The 23,006-nt window shown below is 64.7% G+C and carries 18 protein-coding genes and 3 rRNA genes; 7 read left to right on the top strand and 14 right to left on the bottom strand.

Annotation, left to right across the window (positions count from 1 at the left end):
- Positions 1 to 2: 2 nt before the first annotated feature.
- From P0204_RS04640 to P0204_RS04665, 6 genes are all read right to left on the bottom strand, one after another.
- Positions 3 to 1,235, bottom strand: a complete 1,233-nt coding sequence (locus tag P0204_RS04640) for an FHA domain-containing serine/threonine-protein kinase (protein ID WP_276222091.1) — start codon at positions 1,233 to 1,235, stop codon at positions 3 to 5.
- 34 nt (positions 1,236 to 1,269) lie between these two features.
- Positions 1,270 to 2,454 carry a vWA domain-containing protein gene (locus P0204_RS04645; RefSeq protein ID WP_276222093.1) on the bottom strand — a complete coding sequence of 395 codons (1,185 nt, stop codon included), beginning with the start codon at positions 2,452 to 2,454 and terminating at the stop codon, positions 1,270 to 1,272.
- Positions 2,455 to 2,631: 177 nt separating this feature from the next.
- Positions 2,632 to 3,234: a hypothetical protein gene (locus P0204_RS04650; RefSeq protein ID WP_276222095.1), complete on the bottom strand. Its 603-nt coding sequence runs from the start codon at positions 3,232 to 3,234 to the stop codon at positions 2,632 to 2,634.
- Complete coding sequence (locus tag P0204_RS04655; RefSeq protein WP_276222097.1) at positions 3,224 to 4,309, bottom strand: DUF3179 domain-containing protein; 1,086 nt, start codon at positions 4,307 to 4,309, stop codon at positions 3,224 to 3,226. The genes P0204_RS04650 and P0204_RS04655 overlap by 11 nt, the downstream gene beginning before the upstream one ends.
- Before the next feature lie 51 nt (positions 4,310 to 4,360).
- Entirely contained in the window at positions 4,361 to 5,002 is a 642-nt protein-coding gene (locus tag P0204_RS04660; RefSeq protein ID WP_276222099.1) for an alpha/beta hydrolase, read from the bottom strand.
- 90 nt (positions 5,003 to 5,092) lie between these two features.
- Positions 5,093 to 5,935, bottom strand: a complete 843-nt coding sequence (locus P0204_RS04665) for a VOC family protein (protein ID WP_276222101.1) — start codon at positions 5,933 to 5,935, stop codon at positions 5,093 to 5,095.
- A 79-nt stretch (positions 5,936 to 6,014) separates the two neighbouring features.
- On the opposite strand from P0204_RS04665, the gene P0204_RS04670 reads away from it, so the two are divergent.
- Complete coding sequence (locus P0204_RS04670) at positions 6,015 to 8,123, top strand: beta-glucosidase (RefSeq protein WP_276222103.1); 2,109 nt, start codon at positions 6,015 to 6,017, stop codon at positions 8,121 to 8,123.
- A gap of 163 nt (positions 8,124 to 8,286) precedes the next feature.
- On the opposite strand, the gene rrf is transcribed toward P0204_RS04670, so the two are convergent.
- From rrf to P0204_RS04695, 5 genes are all read right to left on the bottom strand, one after another.
- Positions 8,287 to 8,409 (bottom strand): 5S ribosomal RNA (gene rrf / locus P0204_RS04675).
- 135 nt (positions 8,410 to 8,544) lie between these two features.
- A 23S ribosomal RNA gene (locus P0204_RS04680) occupies positions 8,545 to 11,467 on the bottom strand.
- Positions 11,468 to 11,830: 363 nt separating this feature from the next.
- Positions 11,831 to 13,303: ribosomal RNA gene (locus P0204_RS04685) — 16S ribosomal RNA — on the bottom strand.
- Together the 16S, 23S and 5S rRNA genes form the textbook arrangement of a ribosomal RNA operon.
- Before the next feature lie 590 nt (positions 13,304 to 13,893).
- On the bottom strand, positions 13,894 to 14,190 hold the full coding sequence (locus P0204_RS04690; RefSeq protein WP_324757401.1) for a translation initiation factor eIF-1A: 297 nt from the start codon (positions 14,188 to 14,190) through the stop codon (positions 13,894 to 13,896).
- A gap of 126 nt (positions 14,191 to 14,316) precedes the next feature.
- Complete coding sequence (locus P0204_RS04695; protein ID WP_276222104.1) at positions 14,317 to 14,553, bottom strand: UPF0058 family protein; 237 nt, start codon at positions 14,551 to 14,553, stop codon at positions 14,317 to 14,319.
- Positions 14,554 to 14,893: 340 nt separating this feature from the next.
- Between P0204_RS04695 and P0204_RS04700 the strand changes: the two genes are divergently transcribed.
- The 3 genes from P0204_RS04700 to P0204_RS04710 are packed head-to-tail and all read left to right on the top strand — an operon-like array spanning position 14,894 to position 19,188.
- Positions 14,894 to 16,111, top strand: coding sequence for a molybdopterin molybdotransferase MoeA (locus P0204_RS04700; RefSeq protein WP_276222106.1), 1,218 nt, complete (start codon positions 14,894 to 14,896; stop codon positions 16,109 to 16,111).
- Positions 16,108 to 17,952, top strand: a complete 1,845-nt coding sequence (locus P0204_RS04705) for a molybdopterin biosynthesis protein (protein WP_276222108.1) — start codon at positions 16,108 to 16,110, stop codon at positions 17,950 to 17,952. The genes P0204_RS04700 and P0204_RS04705 overlap by 4 nt, the downstream gene beginning before the upstream one ends.
- A 6-nt stretch (positions 17,953 to 17,958) precedes the next feature.
- Entirely contained in the window at positions 17,959 to 19,188 is a 1,230-nt protein-coding gene (locus P0204_RS04710; RefSeq protein WP_276222109.1) for an iron-containing alcohol dehydrogenase family protein, read from the top strand.
- Between the two features lie 26 nt (positions 19,189 to 19,214).
- Here the strand turns inward: P0204_RS04710 and P0204_RS04715 are convergent, their stop codons facing one another.
- Entirely contained in the window at positions 19,215 to 20,633 is a 1,419-nt protein-coding gene (locus tag P0204_RS04715) for an FAD-dependent oxidoreductase (RefSeq protein ID WP_276222111.1), read from the bottom strand.
- 198 nt (positions 20,634 to 20,831) lie between these two features.
- Between P0204_RS04715 and P0204_RS04720 the strand changes: the two genes are divergently transcribed.
- The gene (locus P0204_RS04720; protein ID WP_276222114.1) at positions 20,832 to 21,200 is read left to right on the top strand and encodes a winged helix-turn-helix transcriptional regulator; all 369 of its coding nucleotides are present in this window, start codon (positions 20,832 to 20,834) and stop codon (positions 21,198 to 21,200) included.
- Between the two features lie 79 nt (positions 21,201 to 21,279).
- Positions 21,280 to 21,690, top strand: coding sequence for a CoA-binding protein (locus P0204_RS04725; protein ID WP_276222116.1), 411 nt, complete (start codon positions 21,280 to 21,282; stop codon positions 21,688 to 21,690).
- Here P0204_RS04725 and P0204_RS04730 read toward each other — a convergent pair.
- Together P0204_RS04730 and P0204_RS04735 are read right to left on the bottom strand one after the other, a co-directional pair.
- A complete protein-coding gene (locus P0204_RS04730; protein ID WP_276222118.1) occupies positions 21,687 to 21,953 on the bottom strand; it encodes a hypothetical protein in 267 nt (88 codons plus the stop codon). The two genes, P0204_RS04725 and P0204_RS04730, sit on opposite strands and share 4 nt — an antisense overlap.
- Positions 21,954 to 21,985: 32 nt before the next feature.
- On the bottom strand, positions 21,986 to 22,360 hold the full coding sequence (locus P0204_RS04735; protein ID WP_276222120.1) for a hypothetical protein: 375 nt from the start codon (positions 22,358 to 22,360) through the stop codon (positions 21,986 to 21,988).
- A gap of 296 nt (positions 22,361 to 22,656) precedes the next feature.
- Between P0204_RS04735 and P0204_RS04740 the strand changes: the two genes are divergently transcribed.
- A complete protein-coding gene (locus P0204_RS04740) occupies positions 22,657 to 22,872 on the top strand; it encodes a hypothetical protein (protein ID WP_276222122.1) in 216 nt (71 codons plus the stop codon).
- Positions 22,873 to 23,006: the final 134 nt, after the last annotated feature.

Below are 23,006 nucleotides of genomic sequence, written 5' to 3' on the forward strand. Positions count from 1 at the left end.
GGTTACTCCGTATGGAACTCGAAGGTGACGCCGTAGGTGGGATGGACCAGGGCGACGAGGTCGCCCTCGTGGATCGGGACGGACTCGGGTGGCACGTGTCCGTGTCTGTCTGTCGGGTCCTCACCGACCTCCCGGAGCCGTTCCCGTCCCGATTCACACAGCACCCGTTGCCAGCCACCGCCCTGCTGGACGAACGTTCCGTTGAGGCTTCGGTCCTGGAGATACCAGTCGTCGCCCTCGATATCGAACTGGATCTGTACCGAAGAGATATACTCGTCTTTCGGGTCCTCGATCGTGATCGACGCGGGCGGCCCCGTGGCTCCGGCCCGGCCGATGGTATCGCCCGGACCGACGGTGAACCGCTTGTTCTGCTGGCGATAGACGACCGATGCCGTCTCCGGCGGCGTGGGATCTCTTGCCTCCAGAACGGCTTTCAGTACCGTCGCGTTGCTGTAGCGGTCGCGATGATCGGTCTGGGTGGCACGCTCGACGATCTCCGCGAGGTACGCCTCACAGTCGGCCCCGAACTGCTGTGGATTGATGCCGTCTTTCTCCGGAACGCTCCCTTTCAACAGAAAGAGCAGCGTCTTTCCCACCGAATAGACGTCCGACCAGGGTCCCTGTCGAACGTCAGTCCGGGTGGCGTCGGCGACCTCGCGTGGCTTGTACGGCCCGAGGATCGTCGTCCCGTTGTCCCCCGAGACCGGATCGCTCGTCGGATCGAACCCCGTCGCAGTGTTGAAATCGATCAGCGTCGGCGTGATGTCCGGCGTCAACAGGACGTTCTCCGGTTTCAGGTCCCGGTAGACGATCTCGTTCTCGTGGAGAAAGCCCATCGCGTCACAGAGGTCGATCCCGATCTGGCGGACCTGTTCGGTATCCTCGATCGGGCCGTGCCGGTCGATGACCTCGTTGAGATCCAGCCCGTCCTCGACGAGTTGCGCCACGAGAAAGGTGACCTCCCGGTCCTCGACACAGTCATAGAGGTCCATAACGTTCTCGTGGCCGCCCGCGGCGCTGACACGCCGGAGCGACTCGACTTCCTTCTGGAAGTACTCGTCGATGAGTTCCGGATCGTTCTTCGAGTCGGTGTAGTTCGGGTGTTTCAACACGACCGACTCGTTCGTCTCGCCGTCGACGGCCCGGTGGACGCGGGCGAATCCCCCCTGTCCGAGGAACTCGGTCAGTCTGTACCGGTCGGCGACGACGTCACCGGTCTGTGGTTCCCAGGGCATCAGTCACTCCTCACGCCACGTGCTACCGAGGCACTCACTCCTGGACACCCTCGTCCGTGACGACTCTGGTCGCCTCGCTCTGTTCGGCTCGCCCGCCCTCGCTCACGATCTGTGTCTGTCGTTTGGCCGCCTCGACCGCCTCGGTCCCGTCGCCGTGGATCTCGGTCATCTTCTCGATCTCGGTCTGTGCTGCCGCCACGTTGCCACGCCCCAGTTCCGTCCTGACGACCGTCTCCCGGTGGTCGATGTCGACCGTCTCGACGTGTTCGGCCAGCAGATCGTTGTCGTCGGTGTACTCGACGGTGATCTCGCCGCTAGCCGTCTCCCCACGGGCAGTCAGTGTCACGTCCGCCAGGACGACGGTTCCGGTCGTCGCCCGCTCCGGGACCCGTAGCTTCAGGACTACACACTGGGTCTCCCGGTCGAGCAGGTCCGGCAGGCGGATCGTCGCCTGGTTCCGTTCCCACTCCGGGTCGACAGTCTGAGCCTGGGGAATCGCCCGGTAGACCTCGCTGATGTCCACGCCGTTGTCGACGACCAACTCCAACTCCGCGTCCGGCGCGACGACCGAGCCCGCGTCCTCGACGGCCTCGCCGAAGAACGTCTCGATGTCGCCGGGCCGTGCCAAGTGGGTCCACTCGCCCCGAGCAGCCGTCCCGAGGCTCCTGATCGTCGCTTCCCGGTACTCCGTCCCGATACCGGCGGCTTCGATACGGATGCCCTCACGGTCGATCTCCCGGGCTAGTTCGGCGAAGTCGTCGGCGTCCTTGCGGTTGTCCTTCCCGTCCGAGAGCAACAGGATCCGTCGGACGGTGTCCTCGTCACTCGGGAGTCCGTCCAGACTGGCGTTCGCTTCGAGCAGTCCACTGTACATGTCCGTTCCACCCCCAGCACTGATCTCCGTAACGAGGTCGACTGCCGCCGTCCGATCGATCGTCCCCCAGCGGGTGGCTTCGAGTACCGTCTCGACCTCGTTGTCGAACGCGACGATCGAGAGGTAGTCGGTCGGTTCCAGGAGACCGAAGATCCACTCGGCTCCCTCACGTGCCTGTTCGATCAACTCCCCCGCCATCGATCCGCTCGCGTCGAGACAGAGCGCGATCTGTCGAGTCGGTGGTCGTTCCTGTCTCCCCGGCTCCACCTCGATTTCGGCCGTGACCGTCGTCCCACCCCGCGGAACGTACGGCCGGTTCACGTCCGTCAGGACGTTCGCAGTCATACACCTATCTGCTCCGACACGCCAGATATAGCTTTTCCCCTGGCAGGGAGAGTGTCGTTCGACGATAATTACCAGGAGTTGCGTGCGAATGATAGCCGGCTGTGGTCGGTGGTCCGATGCCGGAGCTGCTGCTGGAACGGATCGACGAGTTCGGGACACTGACCGGTTCGGAGGACCTCACAGCGCCGCCGGTTCGACCTTCCGGCCGACCCACAACAACGTCCCGACGAGCGCCACCACAGCCAGCGGGAGGAGCCACTGGAACACGGTCAGGACCCCGGCACTCGCCTGCACCCCGACAACCAGTACTATCGTCGGCCCACAGCAGGCAACCCCCGAGAGCAACCCGGGGACTCCGGCAGCAGCGCTCGCACCCGACCCGAGTCGGCAGGCGGTCGGCCCGCGCCAGGCGACGACCGATACGGCTAGGTTCAGCCCGACCAGCGTCGCCAGTCCCGCGCCGAGCAGGACGTTCAACGGCGAGACGAGCAGTTCGACCGGGCCGACGACGACGAGCGCGACCGACTCCCACTGGAATGGACCGACCGGCTGGACGGCCCGCGCCAGCGGGTCCGAAACTATCGAGAGCTCGTACCCCCACGGACCGAAACCGAGGTTGCGGAGGCCGGCCGTGTACAACAGGAAGTACGCGGCCGAAGCCACGACGAACACCGCCTTCCCGTCCCGCCGGGTGAGGGCACCGCGGGTCGCGACGAGCGTCTGCCTGACCAGTCTCCCGACCCGATCGGCGACGGGCCGTCGTTCGGCGTCAGTTGACATAGCCGGTCCCGGGGTAGAACCCCGCCCACGCGAACCACATCGCGTCGAACGCGAGTGCGCGCTCCAGCGGGAGCGAGTCGGCCGCGACCGGTTCCCCGTCGAGGCTGTAGCCGTCGGCCCGGTTCTCGACCGTGCGGCCGTCGGGGTTCGCGTAGACGTACCCGGTCGACAGGGTGTCGTCGGCAACGGCGACGTACTGCCGGCCCTGGATGGCACCGGTCAGGACGCCGGCAGCGAGCAACGACTCCTTGTCGAACGCGAGTGCGCCGTCGGCCGTCCGGGTCCCGACGACGACGGACTTCGGGTGCGCTCGGTCGTCCCGGGACAGCGGTTCGAACAACGTCCGATCACTGGCGTAGTAGCCACCTGGGGGGTTGTACTGACCGTACGGGTCGTCGCCGTACCGCCTGGTGTAGCCGGTATCTTCGGTCAGCACCTCCGTTCCGGGATGGACGGCCCGCCACTTCCCCCAGGTCGTCCAGACGACGCGGAACTCCCGGAGCGTTTCGCCGGCAAGCGGCCCGTCGATCGCCGTCGCCAGGATCTGTGGCCACCGGCTATCCGTGCCCCGATCGTACATCACGAGGTTCGAGTTGACCAGGTCGCCCGAGACGCCGAACTCCACCGGTCCACGCTCGAACCCCTGTGCGGTGCCGGTCAGCGGACAGTACGTGACCGCTACCGGGTCGCCATCGACGGTGTCGTTGACGATCTCGTGGTGGACGAGGATCCGCTGTGGGTACGCTCTGGTGTCCCCGCCACGGACGAGACCGAACACTGGTTCGCCGTCGTCGAGCGACGCTCTCTCGGCCGCTTGGAACGTCGGTTCGTCGATGGCCGGGATGCCGTCTTTCGGGACGCCGCCGCTGATCACCTCTCCGTCGAGCGTCCCGATGTCCTGAGCCAGATGCAACGATCGCTCGGCAGTCGGTGGGGGTGTCCCAGTCGCGTCACTGGTCGCTGTCGGTTCGTTCGACGACTCTTCAGCCGACGGCTCGTCACCGCCGAGACACCCCGCCACCCCGACCACGCCGGCCACGCCGACACCACGCAGGAACGACCGTCGTGTGTGCATACTCGTACTGGTGCCGGCAGACACAAAATCTCGCGGTGAGGGGCTGGTAACCTACGTCTCGAGTAGGTCCACGACGAGATCGGCGACAGCGTCGAGTTCGTCCTGGTTGACGCCGTGGCCCATCCCCTCGTAGATGCGCTCGTCGACGTCGCCGCCGAGCAGTTCGAACGTCTCGGTTGTCGCGTGGACCCGTTCGATCGGGATGTGCGGGTCGACGTCGCTACAGCCGATGAACACCGGCGTCCCTTCGATCTCACCGTCGTAGGAGTCGGGATCGACCGTCTCACCGATCAGCCCACCGCTCAGAGCCGCCAAGCCACCGTAACGCCGTGGGTTCCTGGCGACGTACTCGCTGGCCAGACACGCGCCCTGTGAGAAGCCGCCGACGAGCACCGACTCGCGCGGGATACCGGCGTCGACCGCTTGGTCGACCGCGTCCTCGACCGCCTGGAGCCCGGAGCTACGGCCCGGTTCGTTCTCCTCGACGGGTGCCAGGAAGGAGTTGGGATACCAGGTGTTCCCCGCGGCCTGTGGCGCCAGGATCGCGAGCCCCTCTTGGTGGATGTCGAGTCCCATCTGGACGATGCTCCGAGCCGTCGCACCCCGGCCGTGGACCAGGACGGCCGCCGCTTGCGCGTCCGACAGTGCTGTCCCCGCCGTCACGAGCTGTTGGCCCTGGTGTGGACCGCTCATCGTCGACCTCCCGAGACCGCGCCGTCTACCGTACAGAACCAGTCGTCTCTCTCCATACCCCCAGTAGTCACTCGACGTACTTCAGCACCGCTATCGGGACGGCCGTATCCGGACCCGTATCCCAGCGGGGTCGGTCGCCACGAACCCCTCCTCAGCGGACTCGCTGTCGTATCCAGACTCGGAGAGCCGTCGACGGACCTCCGCAAGCGCCCCCTCGGGAACACGGAGTTCGTACCACGCGACCCCGCGTCCCCCGCCCGGTCCCGACCGCGCGTGCCAGACGTTGGCTCCGACGTGGTGGTGATACGATCCGGCTGCCAGAAAACAGGCCCCGGGGGCGCTCGCGCGGAGATTCATCCCGAGGCCGTCGGCGTAGAACGACCGCGTCGCGTCGAGGTCGGCGACTTCGAGGTGAACGTGTCCGATATCCGTTCCGACGGGGACCGAGGAAGCGCCGTCGCTCGCACCCTCGACGCCCGCGCGGTCCAACCGATCGGTCCCCATCCGGACGGTCCCGTCGTCGTGTTCCTCCCACTGTGTTCGCGGACGATCACAGTAGATCTCGACACCGTTTCCCTCGGGATCGGTGAGATACAACGCCTCGCTCACGTGGTGGTCCGACGCCCCGTCGAGCCGTGCCGTCCGTTCGATCCGTTCGAGTGCAGCACCCAACGCCGTCCGTGACGGGACCCGAACGGCGAAGTGGTACAACCCGGTCTCGGTTGCCCCTCGCTCGGGGGCGTCGGGGTCCGCGTGGAGTTCGAGCAGTGGCGTCTCACTGTCACCGAGGACGACGCGGCCGTCGTCCCGTGTTTGGACCGTCAACCCGACCGTCTCGGTGTAGAACGCCGACACTCGGTCACAGTCGGTCACGGTGAGGGCAACCCGACCGACTGCTGTCTCCGACGGGAGTTGCGGGCTGTCGGCAGCCATACCCTCCGCTATGCCGTCCAGCCGGGTGAAGCTGCCGCCCGACAGAACTGTTATTCCACAGCAGTCCGAACCGCGACCAATGCAGTCGTCTCGCGATATCGACGCGCTCGTATCAGCTCTCACCCGGAGCGAAAAGCTCTCGCTCGTCTGTGGGACTGTCGACCCCGAGGGGACGGCGACGGGCTACCTCGCCGGTGTCGACCGTCTCGATATCCCGCCGTTCCACCTCGTCGACGGACCACTGGGCGTCCGTGCGGAGGGCGAGCGTGCGACGGCGTTTCCGGCCTCGATCGCGACCGCTGCCTCGTTCGATCCGGACCTCGGCCACGACCAGGGACGGGCGATGGCCCGTGAGGCGACCGCGCTCGGGCAGGACGCCCTGCTCGCGCCCGGCGTGAACATCGTCCGGGTGCCACAGTGTGGCCGGAACTTCGAATATCTCTCAGAAGACCCCGTCCTCGCGGGAGATGTCGGTGCGGCACTCGTCTCCGGGATCGAATCTACCGGCGTCCTCGCGACGGTCAAACACTTCGTCGCCAACAATCAGGAGTCCGCGCGCACGAGCGTCAGTGCGGAGGTCGACGAACGGACACTCCGTGAGTTGTACCTGCCGCCGTTCCGGGCAGCCGTCGACGCCGGTGTCGGATCGGTGATGACCGGATACAACAGAGTCAACGGGAGCTACATGAGCGACCACGCCGAACTCGTCGGCGACGTCCTGAAAGATGAATGGGGTTTCGACGGTTACGTCGTCTCGGACTGGTACGGGCTGGCGACCACCGTCGGCGCCGCGACCGCCGGCCTCGATCTGGAGATGCCCGGCGTCGCGCTCGATACGGAGACCAGCAACGACGACGGCTCGCTCGACGAGTTCGAATGGCCCGACGGAATCCCCGACGCGACCCACGCCGGTCTGTTCGGTGAGCCGCTATCGGCAGCGATCGACGAGGGGGCCGTTCCGCCAGACCGTCTCGACGACATGGTCCGACGCGTCCTCGGCGGGATGGCCCGGACCGGCCTGCTCGGTGACGGTTCCGTGCGTGCCGACGGCGCACTCGATACGCCTGCCCACCGTGCCCTCGCGACCCGCGTGGCGACTCGTGGAACCGTCCTTCTGGAGAACGACGGCGTCCTACCACTTGCGGACGGTACGGACATCGCGGTCATCGGTCCACACGTCACCGAACCGAAACTCGGTGGCGGTGGCTCCTCCGAGACGACTCCGTTCGAGGCGACGACCCCTGCCGAGGGCCTCTCAGAACGGGCCGACGGCACTGTCACCGTCACCCACGGGATTCCGGAGATCGAGAGCGTCTCGCTGTTCGATTTGCTCCCGTTCGTCGAAGGCGGCCACGACGAGGGCGAATGGAACGACGAGGACCACGACCGCTCCATGGACACCGCCGTCGAAGCGGCCGCGGCAGCCGACGTAGCCGTGGTGTTCGTCCGCGACGCGACGACCGAGGGGAAGGACCGAGATTCGCTGTCGCTCCCGGGTCAACAGGACGAACTGATCGAGGCCGTCGCGGCCGCCAACGATCGGACGGTCGTCGTCGTCCGCTCGGGCGGCCCCGTCGAGCTGCCCTGGCGCGACGACGTCGCCGCGATCCTCGAAGCGTGGTATCCCGGCCAGGCCGACGGCGACGCAGCCGCGGCAGTCCTCTACGGCGATTCCGACCCCGGCGGCCGTCTCCCCGTGACGTTCGCGCCAGCCGAAGACTATCCGGCGACCGACGAGCGGCAGTTCCCGGGCGTCGACGGATCGGCCCACTACGACGAAGGGGTCTTCGTCGGCTACCGCCACTTCGACCGGACCGACACCGCTCCCACCTATCCGTTCGGCCACGGCCACTCCTACGCGACCTTCGAGTACCGGAGTGTGACCGAAACTGACGACGGTATCGAAGTCACCGTCGAGAACACGTCGGATCGACCCGGACGCGAGGTCGTCCAGGCGTACGTGCGACCCCCGGCCTCGCCCGTCGAGCGGCCACTCCGAGAGCTGGCCGCCTTCGAGTCGATCGAACTCGACGCCGGCGAATCGAGATCGCTGTCGCTGTCGCTCGACGAACTCGCACGCTCCTACTACGATCCCGACGACGGATGGGTCGTCGACGACGGCCCACACACTGTCGAGATCGGCCGATCGGCACGGGACGTTCGGCTCACCGTCGAGTACGACGGGTAATCGACGACCCCGCTTCCAACGCGACTTCGAGCGCCCGTTCTCGGTCGAATCCAGTGGCTTCCCGTATGTCTCTCAGGAGAAGCGTTGCCACTCCCCGAAAAACGACGAAAAACCCACCGGCGAGAGCAATTCCTCTCTTCGGTGGGTTATGAATAGGTATGAATGGTGGCGGCGAACCGCGTTTCCCAGAGGCTCGCGCACTCCAGTACTCCCCGGAACGCTGGTGAGCTTATCTTCCGTGTTCGGGATGGGTACGGGAGGCAACCTCACCGCTATGGCCGCCTAACGCCGACTCGTGGAGTCGAACCACGATGATGTACCGCTGTCGGTCGGGGTCGATCGTGTGTGTCCGTGCGATCCAGATTGCGCCTGGACTCGTTCAGTCTACCAACGATTGGTGACTTTCGAGTCACAGTGCGTATGATTATGGCTTCGAGTGATTAGTGCTCGCGGGCTCAACGTCTCGTTACCTCGACGCGTACACCCCGAGTCTATCTACCTCGTCTTCTACGAGGACTCTCTGCGGTGTCTCTTTTCCAGGTGGGTTTCGAGCTTAGATGCGTTCAGCTCTTACCCCGTGTGGCGTGGCTGCCCGGCGGTGCTCTCTCGAACAACCGGTACACCAGTGGCCACCAATCGTAGTTCCTCTCGTACTATACGATCGTTCCTGTCAGACACCATAACACACCCAGTAGATAGCAGCCGACCTGTCTCACGACGGTCTAAACCCAGCTCACGACCTCCTTTAATAGGCGAACAACCTCACCCTTGCCCGCTTCTGCACGGGCAGGATGGAGGGGAACCGACATCGAGGTAGCAAGCCACTCGGTCGATATGTGCTCTTGCGAGTGACGACTCTGTTATCCCTAAGGGTAGCTTTTCTGTCATCAATTGCCCGCATCAAGCAGGCTAATTGGTTCGCTAGACCACGCTTTCGCGTCAGCGTTCCTCGTTAGGAAGAACACTGTCAAATCATCTTTTGCTCTTGCACTCTTCGCCGGGTCTCTGTCCCGGCTGAGATGATCTTAGGGCGCGCTCGATATCTTTTCGAGCGCGTACCGCCCCAGTCAAACTGCCCGGCTACCGGTGTCCTCCTCCCGGAGTGAGGGTCGCAGTCACCGACGGGTAGTATTTCACTGATGTCTCGGTGGCTTGCTAGCGCAAGTACCTGTGTAGCGACTCCTACCTATGCTGCACATCGGCGACCACGTCCCAGCGACAGCCTGCAGTAAAGCTCCATAGGGTCTTCGCTTCCCCCTGGGTGTCTCCAGACTCCGCACTGGAATGTACAGTTCACCGGGCCCAACGTTGGGACAGTGAAGCTCTGGTTAATCCATTCATGCAAGCCGCTACTGATGCGGCAAGGTACTACGCTACCTTAAGAGGGTCATAGTTACCCCCGCCGTTGACGGGTCCTTCGTCCTCTTGTACGAGGTGTTCAGATACCCGCACTGGGCAGGATTCAGTGACTGTACGAGTCCTTGCGGATTTGCAGTCACCTGTGTTGTTACTAGACAGTCCGAGCTTCCGAGTCACTGCGACCTGCTCGTTTCCCGAGCAGGTATCCCTTATCGCGAACTTACGGGACTAACTTGCCGAATTCCCTAACGTCGGTTGATCCCGACAGGCCTTGGCTTTCGCCGCCATGGACACCTGTGTCGGTTCTCGGTACGGACACCACACTCCCTTTTCACGGGCCCCAGGTTGAACCACATTACTCTATCCCGCCGTTCGTCCGCTTCGTGCCGTTACGGCTTCCACGGAGTTTGACGGTTCGACTGGGCGAAAGCCCAGCGTGGTCGACCCCAGGGCGTCGGTTTCACTGTGTGGTGGCACGGGAATATTAACCCGTTTCCCATGTTGTCATCGTCGAATTACGGGATGACTTAGGACCGGCTAACCCTCAGCTGATCAGCAGTGCTGAGGAACCCTTATCCATTAGGCCGTCGGGGTTCACACCCGACTATCGCTGCTACTATGGCCAGGATTTTCGTCACTATTCGGTCCACAGGAGCTCTCGCCCCCGCTTCCATCCAAATAGAGCGCCAATCTACTCGATTGCCTTGTGAAAGGCACGGACAGGTCTCGGTGGTGGATTTGAGTCCCGATCATTTTGGGCGCCTCAAACCTCGGCCGGTAAGCTGTTACGCTTTTCTTAGAGGGTAGCTGCTTCTAAGCTCACCTCCCGGCTGTCTAGGGCTCGAGACCACCTTCAGAGGATTACACTTAATCCACACTTGGGGACCTTAACCTATCTCTGGGTTGTTCCCCTCCTGGTACACAGGCTTACCCCGCGCACCGGAATCCTCACGTCAACAGCGTCAGTGGGTTTGGAGTTTGACAGGCGCGTCCACTCCTCTCGGAGTGGAGCACGCCAATCGGTCGCTCTACCCCACCGACTACCTCGGTGAAGGTCATGCTTCGACATGTTTCGATTGGAACCAGCTGTTGCCGGACTCGATGGGCCTTTCACCCCTACACATAGATCACGAGAGGGTATTGTAGGACACCAACTCTAACAGGCTTCCACGTGCCTTTCGGCACGCTTCACCTTGTCCATGCGTAGATCGTCCGGATTCGGGTCGTGTCCGTGTGGCTCCCCGCCCTTGAAGACGGCGGCCCTCGCGTAAGCTGCGGCCATGTCGGTTTCCCTATGCCTCCCCCGATACTCGGGTTAGACTCGCCATACAGACACACTCCCTGGCTCGTTTTTCAAAACGTACGATGGAACACCGGCTTCCTGTCCGTCTTACTGGTGGGTCGCCCCACGGTCATTCTGGACAGGACCTTGTATGCCCCATCGCTCGATCGCCAACTGGGTTCAAGCTCTATTTCACCTCCCTTCGGAGGATACTTTGCAGCGTTCGTTCACACTACTTGTCCGCTATCGGTCTTGAGGAGTGTTTAGCCTTCGCAGTCGATGCCTGCGAGATTCGCGAGGGATTTCCAACCCCCGCTACTCTGGAACCGACGCACATCGTACTGGTCTCACGTACGGGGTTGTCACCCTGTATCACGCCCTGTTCCAAGGGACTTCTGTGAGATGGTCGGATGCTGCGTGTCGGCCCACACACCACATTGCCCGTGAGGGCTTCGGTTTGGGCTGTATCGCGTTCACTCGCGGTTACTGACGACATCACGTTGCGTTTTCTGTTCCTCCCGATACTGAGATGTTTCAGTTCTCGGGGTTCCTCATTGCGCGAAGCAATTGTTGAAGAGATTCTCATTCGGAAATCCTGAGTTCTTGGCCTCCGTGCGGCTCCCTCAGGCTTATCGCAGCTTGGCACGTCCTTCTTCAGCTCTCAAGCCGAGCTATCCATCAGCTGGCATAGTAGCCAACGTCGTTGTGACTCGTTAGTTAGAACTGAACGAGTCCAGTGGACGCCTGGATCGCACGTACACACGGTTTCATACTCGCCCCCAAGGTGGAGATGGTAGGCGAATCGACCCTTCCCAATCGCGGTTTCACCCGGATTGGTGCATCAGTCGTCGTACCACGTTCGAACACTGTGTCCCACTTAAGGGGCACGGTTCGAACCCGGTACGTCGTACGGACCTGTCGGGAGTTGCACCCGACACCCCGCGAGGGGTATCCGCCTCGGATAGGTCTCGTGAGCCCAGCGGGCCCATACAGTCGGCGCTTGCCGACAAGCGGTGGCAAAGCCACCAACTACGTGGGCTGGGGCAAGGCCCCAGTCCCGTTCTGTAGGAGGTGATCCAGCCGCAGATTCCTCTACGGCTACCTTGTTACGACTTAAGCCCCCTTGCGGAGCCCAGATTTGACCTGGGTATCCAGGCCTCATCCGGACCCCACTCGGGTGCTTTGACGGGCGGTGTGTGCAAGGAGCAGGGACGTATTCACCGCGCGCTTATGACACGCGATTACTACCGAATCCAGCTTCATGCGGGCGAGTTTCAGCCCGCAATCCGAACTACGACCAGGTTTGGAGATTAGCTCCGCCTCTCGGCGTGGCATCCCACTGTCCTGACCATTGTAGCCCGCGTGTTGCCCGGTCCATTCGGGGCATACTGACCTACCGTTGCCCGTTCCTTCCTCCGCTTTAGCAGCGGCAGTCTCCGTAGTGTACCCGACTACCTCAGGGGTATCGCTGGCAACTACGGATGCGGGTCTCGCTCGTTGCCTGACTTAACAGGACGCCTCACGGTACGAGCTGACGGCGGCCATGCACCTCCTCTCAGTAGCGTCGGGTAAAGTCGTCAACCTGACCGTCATTACTACTGTCGGGACCGGTGAGATTTCCGGCGTTGAGTCCAATTAAACCGCAGGCTCCTCCGGTTGTGGTGCTCCCCCGCCAATTCCTTTAAGTTTCATCCTTGCGGACGTACTTCCCAGGCGGCTTGCTTATCGTCTTCACTACGGCACATCACGCGCTCATGGCGCGTGACATACCTAGCAAGCATCGTTTACAGCTAGGACTACCCGGGTATCTAATCCGGTTCGAGACCCTAGCTTTCGTCCCTCACCGTCGGGTCCGGTCTCTTGACGTGCTTTCGCCATTGGTGGTCCGTCCAGGATTACAGGATTTCACTCCTACCCCGGACGTACCCGTCAAGTCTCTCGGCCCCAAGCCGTGTAGTTTCCGCTGGACGCCGACGCGTTGAGCGCGTCGATTTCCCAACGGACTTACACAGCAGGCTACGGACGCTTTAGGCCCAATAATATCGGCCATCACTCGGACTGCCGGTATTACCGCGGCGGCTGGCACCGGTCTTGCCCAGTCCTTGTTCCTGAACCACCCTAGGGTTCAGAAAAGCGAGGGCTATATGCCCTCGCACTCGGAGTCCCCTTATCGCACTGTCGTGCAGTGTAAAGGTTTCGCGCCTGCTGCGCCCCGTAGGGCCCGGTATCTTGTCTCAGATACCGTCTCCAGGCTCTTGCTGTCACAACCTGTACCGATTATGGGCATGGTGGGCCGTTACCCCACCATCTACCTAATCGGCCGCAGCCACATCCTACAGCGCCGGAACGTTTCCAGCTCTCTGTAACTCCAACATGAGAGCTGTATCCGCTATTAGCCTCAGTTTCCCGAGGTTATGGCGGCCTGTAGGGTAGTTTGGCCACGTGTTACTGAGCTATATGCCGCGGGTCTAAACCCGCGCGACTAGCATGGCTAAATCGGACTCCGATAGCAATGGCCTCCGGCAGGATCAACCGGAATGTGCTGACTGAGTCAGCGGCGGGCGTTGCGCGATGCAACGTATGAGTGTGGTATCACTCCGTCGGAAGCGTAACACACTGGAAGAATCCAGTGTTGACTGTATGGGTCCGTGGGCTCACATCAGATTCCATCTTGACGGCGGACCGCAGGGGTGGAATCCTCATACTTTCGAGAGCGATCGCGTTCGCGAGGCGAACGCATTTGCGCTCTCTGCGAGCGGTCCGAGAGTGACCACGGACCGTGTCGCCCCGGGCGCCCCGGTGCGACCTTCGCATTCCATCCGATGGGAGGGGTACATATAAATGACTCGTCTCGGAGCCGCCCTGAGTCGACCCCACACAGCACATGCGTGACGTGACTCCGTCACACACCGAATCGCAAGACAGCGGCGTCTTGTCTCCCGGTAATATAATATCTATTATACCACTCGTCGGAATACGAGGGCGAGTGGTGTCCCGTCTGGCCCTATTGAGCGGTCAATAGCCGACCGGAGTGCGCCCGAATCCGCGGGCGCACCAGCCGGTCGGTGTCCGGGACGGGGAACGGAGCTATCGCTCGCCGGTGAGAAAACAGTGAGAACCGCGGTCCGATTATGCAGTCAGGGAGTCGATGTGGCCTTCGGCACGGAGCTGGTCGGCGTCCTGCCCCTCGTAGCGCCACTCGATGTTTGCCTTCTCGTCCTGCCAGTCCCACGGTTCGGCGATCACGATGTCGCCCTCGTTGATCCAGGTCCGGAACTTCATCCGGCCAGGAATTCGACCCATACGGTTCTCACCGTCTTCGCACTGGATTCTAACGTGGTTGCCGCCGTTGTGTTCGGTTACGACTGCGAACAGCTCGTCTGTCGAGGGCATCCGGAGGTTCCGTCGCCCAGAAGTTTCGCTCATACCATTAGTAGGGGGGCCTACCGTATAAGTCGACTGAGAGTCCCGATAACGAGTCCCATGCCGGGCGGTGTCCATAGAGCTCGCGCTCTCAGCTGAGTGAATGAGTGTACGGGCCGCGAAAAGCGCTCAGTCGGCGGCCAGAGTCCGGGTCTCGTCGCTTTCGGCTGCCATATCGTTGATGATCCCGTCGGCGAGAGCAAACACGGCGTCCTTGTGGTCCGTCTTGGACTTGTGGATCGATGTCGGCTTGACACCCAGTGTGGCGTACTCGTCGTGCTGGACCTCGGTTTCGCTCTCTTCCTCGTAGTGGACCTGTACCTGTGCAAGAAGGCTGTGCAGGTGAATGAGCTCCTGTTTACGCATGGATGCGAAGAGATAAAACACGAGGGCTTATAGTAGTGTCTCGCTACGTGTTACCACACCAAGGACAGTTTGTGCATCAGTTGTCACTGGCACAAATGAATGGTGTGGCCGATATCAGAACTCGTGAGAAACGGTCGGAGTCCATGAGAAGGGCGTGTAGCCCGAACGAGCCGTGTTCCGGGTGCCGATGACCGGCGTCGAGTCCGGACAGCAGTGACGAATCCGTCTGGCGATGAGTCCGGCCGGCCACAGCGCCGACAGACGGGGTCGTCGCTCGCCACCGTCGACGAATACACGACGGTCCCGAGAGCGTTTGTATCTGGGTCCCGCAGAGACGGGTATGCACGACGAGGATCGGCGGACTGCGGGCTTCAAACGGAAGACCCGCGTCGAGGCGGCACGAACGGCGTTTCACGGGGAGATTACTCCACTCTCCCGAACCGAGCGGGTCCCCGTGAGACAGGCCGACGAGCGGGTACTGGCGACCGGGATCGATGCGGACCGTCCGATCCCACACTACGCGCGGGCGGCGATGGACGGCTACGCGCTCAGAGCGGCCGACACCCACGACGCGAGCGAGCGGTCCCCGGTGCGGCTCACAGTCGGGGACCAGCCCGGCACCGGACAGGCTACCAAAGTCCACACCGGCAGCGTCCTTCCCGACGGGGCCGATGCCGTAATCAAAGTCGAGGAGACGGACCGACGTGAGGGGGACATCGACGTGTTCAGTTCGGTCGCGAGCGGGACCAACGTCGGTCCAGTCGGCGAAGACATCGAGGCCGGCCAGCGGCTCTACGACGAGGGAACACAACTCCGTCCGTCGGATCTGGGGCTGGTGAAAGGGACCGGCTACGACGACGTGGCGGTCTACGAACGACCGCGCGTGAGCGTGATCCCGACGGGCGAGGAACTCGTCCAGACCGACCCCGAACCCGGCGAGATCGTCGAGACGAACGGACAGACCGTCGCACAGTACGTCGAGCGCTGGGGCGGCGTCGCGACGGACAGGTCGATCGTCACCGACGACCTCGACGCGCTCCGGGCGGCGATCAGCCGCGATACCGACCACGACATCGTGGTGACGACCGGCGGTTCCTCGGTCGGCGAACGCGACCTCCTTCCGGAAGTCGTCGACGGCCTCGGCGACGTGATCGTCCACGGTGTCGCACTGAAACCCGGCCACCCGGTCGCGCTGGGCGTCGTCGACGGGACGCCGGTTCTGAACCTCCCGGGCTATCCGGTCGCCTGTATCGTCACCGCCGTCCAGTTCCTCCGGCCGGCACTCAGGCGGGTCGGTCACATGCCGGTTCGCGGACCGCCCACGACGACAGCGCGGCTGACGCGGAAGATCACGAGCGAACCCGGGACACGGAGCTACGCCCGTGTGACCCTCGACGAGACTGACGAGGGAGCGACCGCGACCCCGGTCCGGAGCGGCGGTGCGGGCGTCCTCTCTAGTGTCGCGCTCGCGGACGGCTGGGTCGTCGTCCCGGAGTCGACGGAGGGCTACGCCGAAGGCGAGACGGTCACGGTCGAACACTGGGAGTGGTCGCGATGAGCGACCGTCGGGAGTTCCGGGATCTGGCTTCGCCCGAGCGCGCACGCGAGGTCGTCGAGAACCTATCGATCGATCCCGAACCGGAGACGGTCCCGCTATCGGAGGCACGGGGACGGGTCCTCGCCGAGCGCGTCGACGCGACGCTCGACGTCCCCGGCTTCGACCGGGCGAGTATGGATGGCTACGCAGTGCAGGCGAGCGATACGATCGGTGCGAGCGAGGCCGATCCGGTCGAACTCCCCGTGGCCGGGACCGTCCACGCGGGGGAGGAGCCAGCAGTCACTGTCCAGGAGGGGACGGCCGCCGAGATCTCGACCGGTGCCGTGATGCCGCCGGGGGCCGACGCTGTCGTGGTCGTCGAGCGGACCGACGAGACGGACAACGGCGTCGCCGTACGGACGGCCGTCACGCCGGGCGAGAACGTGATGGTCGCCGGGGCGGACATCGCGGCCGGTGCGCGTGCGCTCGGCCCTGGTACTGAACTCACTGCTCGCGAGATCGGACTGCTGTCGGCGCTGGGCGTCGACGCGGTACCGGTCCGTGGCCGCCCGCGGGTCGGGATCATCTCGACCGGCGACGAACTCGTCCGTCCGGGTGAGACTGTCGACAGTGCCGTGGGAGAGATCTACGACGTCAACAGTTACACGATCGCGGCCGGCGTCGAGGAGGCCGGCGGTGAGCCAGTGGTCTATCCCCACGCTGGCGACGACTTCACGGAGATGGAGCGGTTGCTCCACGAGGCCGCAGACGAGTGTGACCTCGTGCTCTCCTCGGGGTCGACGAGCGCCAGCGCCGTCGACGTGATCTATCGCGTCATCGAGGAGCGCGGCGACCTCCGTCTCCACGGGGTCGCGATCAAACCCGGGAAGCCGATGCTGGTCGGAACTATCGGGGACGCAGCGTACGTCGGTCTCCCGGGGTATCCGGTGTCGGCACTGACGATCTTCCGGACGTTCGTCGCACCGCGACTGCGTTCGGCGGCCGGGCTGGCCGAGCCCCGGACGGCGACGGTCACCGGGACGATGGCCGTCCGGGAGCGCAGCCAGGAGGGGCGCCACCGGTTGGTCCCCGTCGGACTGGTCGAGACCACGGCGGGCGAGACGCTGGTGTACCCGGTCGACAAGGGGAGCGGCGCGACGACGAGTCTCGTCGAGGCCGACGGGACCGTGACCGTCGACGCCGACACGGAGTACCTGGCCGCCGACGAGCGCGTCACCGTCACACTGTTCTCCCCGTCAGTCCGTCCGCCGACGCTGCTTGGGGTCGGTGAGGACGATCCGACGCTGTCGGGGCTCCTCGATCGTCTGGAACGGCCGCGGTATCTCCCCGTGGGAACCCGCGAAGCGACTCGTCGCCTGGCGGACGGCGTCCCCGACGTCGCGGTCGTCAGCGGTCCCGAGGCCGTCCCCGAAGACGCGACGATCCTGGGTTCCTGGGAGCGGGAGTGGGGCCTCGTCGTGGCTCCCGAAGCCTCAGTCGCCGGACTCGCCGACCTCGTCGATGGAGAAGCCACGTTCGTCAACAGAGAGCGCGGCTCGGGCCTGCGTGCGAGCTTCGACGAGGCTCTGGACGCACTGGCAGCGGACCGCGGGGAGGAGCCGGCAGCGGTCAGGAGCGCCATCGACGGCTACGAACTGACGACGAAGGCCCACGAGAGTCCCCCACGTCGGGTGCGTTCCGGTGCTGCCGACGCGGGCCTCGGACTCGCGTCGACGGCCGAAACACTCGATCTGTCGTTCCGATCGCTGGGTACCGAGACCGTGACGGTACTGGCAAACCCCGACCGGACGGCGAAGCCGAGCGTCGAGCAGCTAGCGGACCTGCTCGGGGAGGAGGACTGAGAACCGATGTCGACCGACTTCGACCGCCTCGGGGAGCCGTTCCGGTTCGATTACGAGAGCGCAGTCCTGCGGTACGACCCCGAAGGCCTCGGCGACCTGGGTGCCGAACTCACCGCCCACGACTGTGAGCGTGCACTGGTCGTCTGTGGTGAGACCGTCGGTTCGACCCCGGCAGTCATGGACCCGATCAGGCGTGGCCTCGATACGCACCTGACGGAACTCTTCGCCCGGACGACGCCGGAGAAGCGGCTCGGGACCGCCATCGACGCGTATCGGGCGTTCACGGAGAGCAGCGCGGACAGTATCGTCGCTGTCGGAGGCGGCAGCAGCCTGGACCTGGCGAAAGTCACCGCCGTGCTCGTCGCCAGTGACGCGTCCCCGGCGGAGATCGGCGCGGAGTTCGCCGAAACCGGGAGCATCAGCGTTCCCGAATCGGGCCTGCCTCCGATCGTGGCGGTCCCGACGACGCTGGCCGGGGCGGACCTCACGCAGGTCGCCGGCCTCACTGCCGACCCGGCTACGTGTCCGGTCGAAAGCCCCGTCAGCGGCGGGATCTCCGCTCGCGGACTGATGCCCGCGGCAGTCTGGTACGATCCCTCGCTGATCGCGACGACACCTGAGACAGTCCTCGCTGGTTCGGCGATGAACGGCTTCGACAAAGGGATCGAGACGCTGTACGCGAGCACCGCGACGCCGGTGACCGACGCGACGGCCAGCCGGGGACTCGACCTCCTTCAGCGCGGGCTACTCGCGCTCGGCTCGGCGGACAGTGAGACGAACTCCGACGAATGGGTGTATCAGGCGCTGACACAGGGAATCATGCTCGTCCAGTACGGGATCTCCCGGCCCGCGGTGACCACCCTCTCGCTGATCCACGCGTTCGGGCACGGCCTCACCCGGACGTATCCGGTCCAGCAGGGTGCCGCACACGGGGTCGTCGCGCCACACGTCCTCCGGTACCTCTTCGACGCCGTCGACGGCCGCCGGGAGCTGTTGGCCGACGCGCTGGGCGTTGGGGACGCCGACGACAGCGCCGAAGCGGTCGTCGGTGCTGTCAAGGAGGTTGCAGGTGCGCTGTCGCTTCCAACCCGACTCCGTGACGTCGACGGCCCCGAGCAGAGCGAATTCCCGGCCGTCGCCAGGGCGATCCTCGACGACGTCTTCGTCAGGAACGCACCGAACGGTCTCGACCCGACACAGGCGGACATCGAGGCGATTCTCGAAGCGGCGTGGTAGTGCCGGAGGGAGTGTCCGACCGTCAGTCACTCCAGTCTGCCGTTCAACACCTTGGCGGCGACCAAGACCGGGTCCCACACCGGGCTGAAGGGCGGTGCGTAGGCCAGATCCAGCCGTTCGAGTTGCGCGACCGTCGTGTCGCGCTCGATAGCGGTCGCCAGCGTGTCGATCCGGATCGCCGCCCGATCCCGTCCCGATATCGCACCGCCGAGGACGCGCCCGCTGTCACGGTCCGCGGTCAGCGTCACCGTCGTCTCGTCGCCACCGGGGTAGTAGCCCGACCGTGAGCCGGCCGTGACCGTCTCCGAGACGGGGTCGAACCCTGCGGCTTCGGCCGCTTCGTGGTCGATGAGCCCGACCCGTCCACACTCCATGTCGAATGCTTTGACGACGGCCGTTCCGGCGATGTCCCCGACCGGACTCGGGGTTCCGGCGACGGTCTGGCCGATAGCACGTCCCGCACGGTTCGCCGTCAGTCCCAGCGGAACCCACGCCGGCTCGCCGGTCACTGCGTGGCGGGTCTCCGCGCAGTCGCCGGCCGCGTAGACGCCCTCGACAGTCGTCCGGCCGTGGTCGTCGGTCGTGACGGCTCCGGACTCGCCGAGTTCGACCGGCGTCCCCGAGAGCAGTTCGGTGTTCGGTCGGATGCCGATACCGACCAACACGAGGTCGACAGCCAGCCGGCCGTCCTCGTGGACGACGGCCTCGACCCGATCGTCACCGGCCAACTCCTCGACGGCACAGTCGGTGTGGAGCGTGACGCCTTGCTCGCGGACGTGCTCGGCTACCCGCTGGCCCGCTGCCTCGCCGAACGGCGGGATGAGGTGGCCGGATCGCTGGAAGACGTGTGTCTCCAGTCCGTGTGCCCGGAAGGCTTCGGCCATCTCGATACCGACGTAGCCGCCGCCGACGACCGCGACCGTCTCGGGCGGTTCCCAGGCGGTGTATCGCTCGACCGTCTCGCGGTCGACGGCCTCGACGCTGGTGTCGACCGGATCGGTGCCCGGCTCCCCAAGAACGGCCCTGATCGCACACGCGGCGTCGATCCCGTGGAGCGTGAACACACCGTCGAGCGAACTCCCGTCGATCGGATCGCTGACCGCGCGTGCGCCCGTCGCGACGAGAAGGTCGCTGTAGGACTGGACCGAGCGGTCGCCGTCGTGGGCAACGGTGACGGTCCGGTCGTCGGTATCGACGGCGACGACCTCGTGGTTCCGCCGGAGGGCGATCCCCCGATCCTCGACCTCCGACGGAGAGAGCGACAGGAGGTCCGTGACGTGTTCGACCTCGCCTTTCACGTAGTACGGTGTCCCGCAGTGAGCGTAGGAGATCCACCGCCCTTTCTCGTAGACGATCACGTCCCCGTCGGGACGCTCCCGGGCGAACTTGCTGGCGGCGCTCAGGCCGGCGGCGTCGCCGCCGACGACGACGAACGGGTCCGACATACGAGCGGTGTCGGCGGCCCCACACGTAACTGTTGAGTTACCCCAGGGTAAGCACCTGCTCCACGGGTCCGGGTCCGTCGGAGTGGAACCCGTTTTCCGCCCCGACTGACCCACCGAGACAGAGGACACGTATCGGGTACAGCACCGAAGCGACTTACGACACGTAACTACATGGCACTGGCCGCCGAGACCGCTCGTATGAGCGACACACCGGAGCAACTCGAAGTGTGGTGTGCCGGCGAGGAATGGTGTCCGATCACGACGACCGCGACACTCATCGGAAAGAAGTGGCATCCGGTCATCATCCACCGGCTACTGAAGTCGGGTCCCTCGGGATTCAACGACCTGAAGACGGAGGTCGACGGTATCTCCTCAAAGGTACTCTCGGACAGTCTCGAAGACCTCCAGGAGCACGGCCTCGTCGACCGGACGGTCGTCAACGAACAGCCGTTCCGGGTCCAGTACTCCCTGACCGACCGCGGTGCGTCCCTGGAACCGGTCATCACGTCGATGGCGGAGTGGGGGCAACAACACCTCCGCCCGCCGGAGGACGACGATATCCGGTAGCTCGTTCGGTTACGTCGGTCCGCGACACGGATGGCAGACCGCCGCATCTGTTTTACGCCCCACTGCCGTACACCGAGGTATGCCAGTCACTGACGAGGCGGGACTCCGGGAGATACTCGAACTGGATCGCGTGGCCGTCGTCGGCTGTTCGACGACGCCGGGCAAGGACGCCCACGAGATCCCGAAGTACCTCATCGAGCAGGGGTACGACGTCGTCCCCGTCAACCCCTTCGCCGACGAGATCTTCGGCCGGGAGGCCTACGACTCGCTGGCCGACGTACCGGGTGAGATCGACATCGTCGACGTGTTCCGGCCCAGCGAGGAGGTCAGCGGAATCGTCGACGAGGTGCTGGACCGGGACGACGTCGAGGTCGTCTGGCTGCAGTTGGGCATCCACGACGACGAAGCCGTCGAGCGCGCCGAGGCGGCCGGACTCCGTGTCGTCCAGGACCGCTGTATGAAGCCGACTCACCAGCAGTTGTTGGGCTAGGTGGCACATGCCTCGCCGCCGCGTCGCGTCTCCTCCGCGAGCGTCGTCTTCGCCGTCGCGAGTTCGACCCCGAGGACCGTCAGGTCGGAGCCGCGGTTGACGACCAACTGGATGGAGGTACTCTTACAGACCGACCCCCACGTCAGCGAGGAGTTGACCGCCATCCCGACCCCGATGTAGGGAATGAGTCCCTGTTCGAAGATGCTGATCGAGACCCGCGGGAACGCCACGCCGAAGCCCGCGCTGACGGACTGGCCGAACACACCGGCCGAATCGGCGCTCTCGGGGTCGATCTTCAGTGTCCCGAGAGTCGCCGTGGGGTTACGGTCGTGCCGTCGTAGGCGAACCCGGTGTCACCGGCGAACGTGAACCGCGACCGAGCGGTCGTGGAGGCCTCCAAGACGACGTCGATATTCGCCTTGAGGTGGATCGACGTCTCGACGGTGATCGGGACCGGCCCGGTCATGAAGACGTGCTTGAACGCGAACCCGCCCGGGAGCGAGATCTCCGTCGATCCCTCGACGCCGGTTCGGGCGGCAGCGATGTCGATGACGATCTCGCCCTCCAGCCCGTCGGCGTCGATGTCGGCCCGCTGGAGTTGCCCGCCGGCGTAGCCGGCCCGTCCGCCGGCCCTGACCGTCTTGACTTCACCGGTGCCGGTAAACCGCATTTCGCTGGCCCGCCCGACAGAGCGGTCATCTCGGCTTTCAGCCGGACGGAGTCGCCCATCGGCGTCAGCCCGAGCACGTAGTCGGTGTTGCCCTGGGTAAAGGCGAGTTCCAGTACCTCCCGGTTAGCCTGCTGGACCACCTCGGGTCGGCCGAGTGCGTTCCCCGCCTCGTCTAACGCGGTGACGCCGACGACCGCGGCGTTGGTCACCGACGAGGGCCCCGTCTCCGGCGACGCGATCGATCGGTCACCGCTCGCGGTGAACCGCTCGTTGATCCGGCTGGCCTCGAACCCCAGGTGGGCGTCCCAGCCCACCTCGCCGTCCTGTATCGCTTCGTTCAACGCGGCGAGTTCGGTGTCGACGACGCTGTCGCCGTCGCCGGACCCGCTACCGAGACAGCCCGCGACACCCGCCACACCGGCGGTCGCGAGCGCTCGCAGGAACCGACGCCGGTGTCGGTCCGGTACCTCGGTAGCCACGCGTCTCTCGGGATTCATAGGTCCGGGACGTAGGAGAGAGCATAACAGTTCGTAGGGAGACGACGCCCTCGAACTGGCCGGTCGCCGCAACGGTCCCGAACCGACGACAACCGCTCAGGAGGGGCCGTGACGAACGGCTGTCCAACCGCTGCCCGGGCTACCGCCCC

This window comes from Haloarcula halophila (genome assembly GCF_029278565.1).
Taxonomy (GTDB): Archaea; Halobacteriota; Halobacteria; order Halobacteriales; family Haloarculaceae; genus Haloarcula; species Haloarcula halophila.

Coding starts and splice junctions, on each gene's coding strand:
- P0204_RS04720 (WP_276222114.1), top strand. CDS start 20,832: ATGAGCGACACACCGGAGCAACTCGAAGTGTGGTGTGCCGGCGAGGAA.
- P0204_RS04650 (WP_276222095.1), bottom strand. CDS start 3,234: ATGTCAACTGACGCCGAACGACGGCCCGTCGCCGATCGGGTCGGGAGA.
- P0204_RS04690 (WP_324757401.1), bottom strand. CDS start 14,190: ATGAGCGAAACTTCTGGGCGACGGAACCTCCGGATGCCCTCGACAGAC.
- P0204_RS04700 (WP_276222106.1), top strand. CDS start 14,894: ATGCACGACGAGGATCGGCGGACTGCGGGCTTCAAACGGAAGACCCGC.
- P0204_RS04645 (WP_276222093.1), bottom strand. CDS start 2,454: ATGACTGCGAACGTCCTGACGGACGTGAACCGGCCGTACGTTCCGCGG.
- P0204_RS04695 (WP_276222104.1), bottom strand. CDS start 14,553: ATGCGTAAACAGGAGCTCATTCACCTGCACAGCCTTCTTGCACAGGTA.
- P0204_RS04670 (WP_276222103.1), top strand. CDS start 6,015: ATGCAGTCGTCTCGCGATATCGACGCGCTCGTATCAGCTCTCACCCGG.
- P0204_RS04735 (WP_276222120.1), bottom strand. CDS start 22,360: ATGCGGTTTACCGGCACCGGTGAAGTCAAGACGGTCAGGGCCGGCGGA.
- P0204_RS04710 (WP_276222109.1), top strand. CDS start 17,959: ATGTCGACCGACTTCGACCGCCTCGGGGAGCCGTTCCGGTTCGATTAC.
- P0204_RS04705 (WP_276222108.1), top strand. CDS start 16,108: ATGAGCGACCGTCGGGAGTTCCGGGATCTGGCTTCGCCCGAGCGCGCA.
- P0204_RS04725 (WP_276222116.1), top strand. CDS start 21,280: ATGCCAGTCACTGACGAGGCGGGACTCCGGGAGATACTCGAACTGGAT.
- P0204_RS04715 (WP_276222111.1), bottom strand. CDS start 20,633: ATGTCGGACCCGTTCGTCGTCGTCGGCGGCGACGCCGCCGGCCTGAGC.
- P0204_RS04660 (WP_276222099.1), bottom strand. CDS start 5,002: ATGAGCGGTCCACACCAGGGCCAACAGCTCGTGACGGCGGGGACAGCA.
- P0204_RS04655 (WP_276222097.1), bottom strand. CDS start 4,309: ATGCACACACGACGGTCGTTCCTGCGTGGTGTCGGCGTGGCCGGCGTG.
- P0204_RS04640 (WP_276222091.1), bottom strand. CDS start 1,235: ATGCCCTGGGAACCACAGACCGGTGACGTCGTCGCCGACCGGTACAGA.
- P0204_RS04665 (WP_276222101.1), bottom strand. CDS start 5,935: ATGGCTGCCGACAGCCCGCAACTCCCGTCGGAGACAGCAGTCGGTCGG.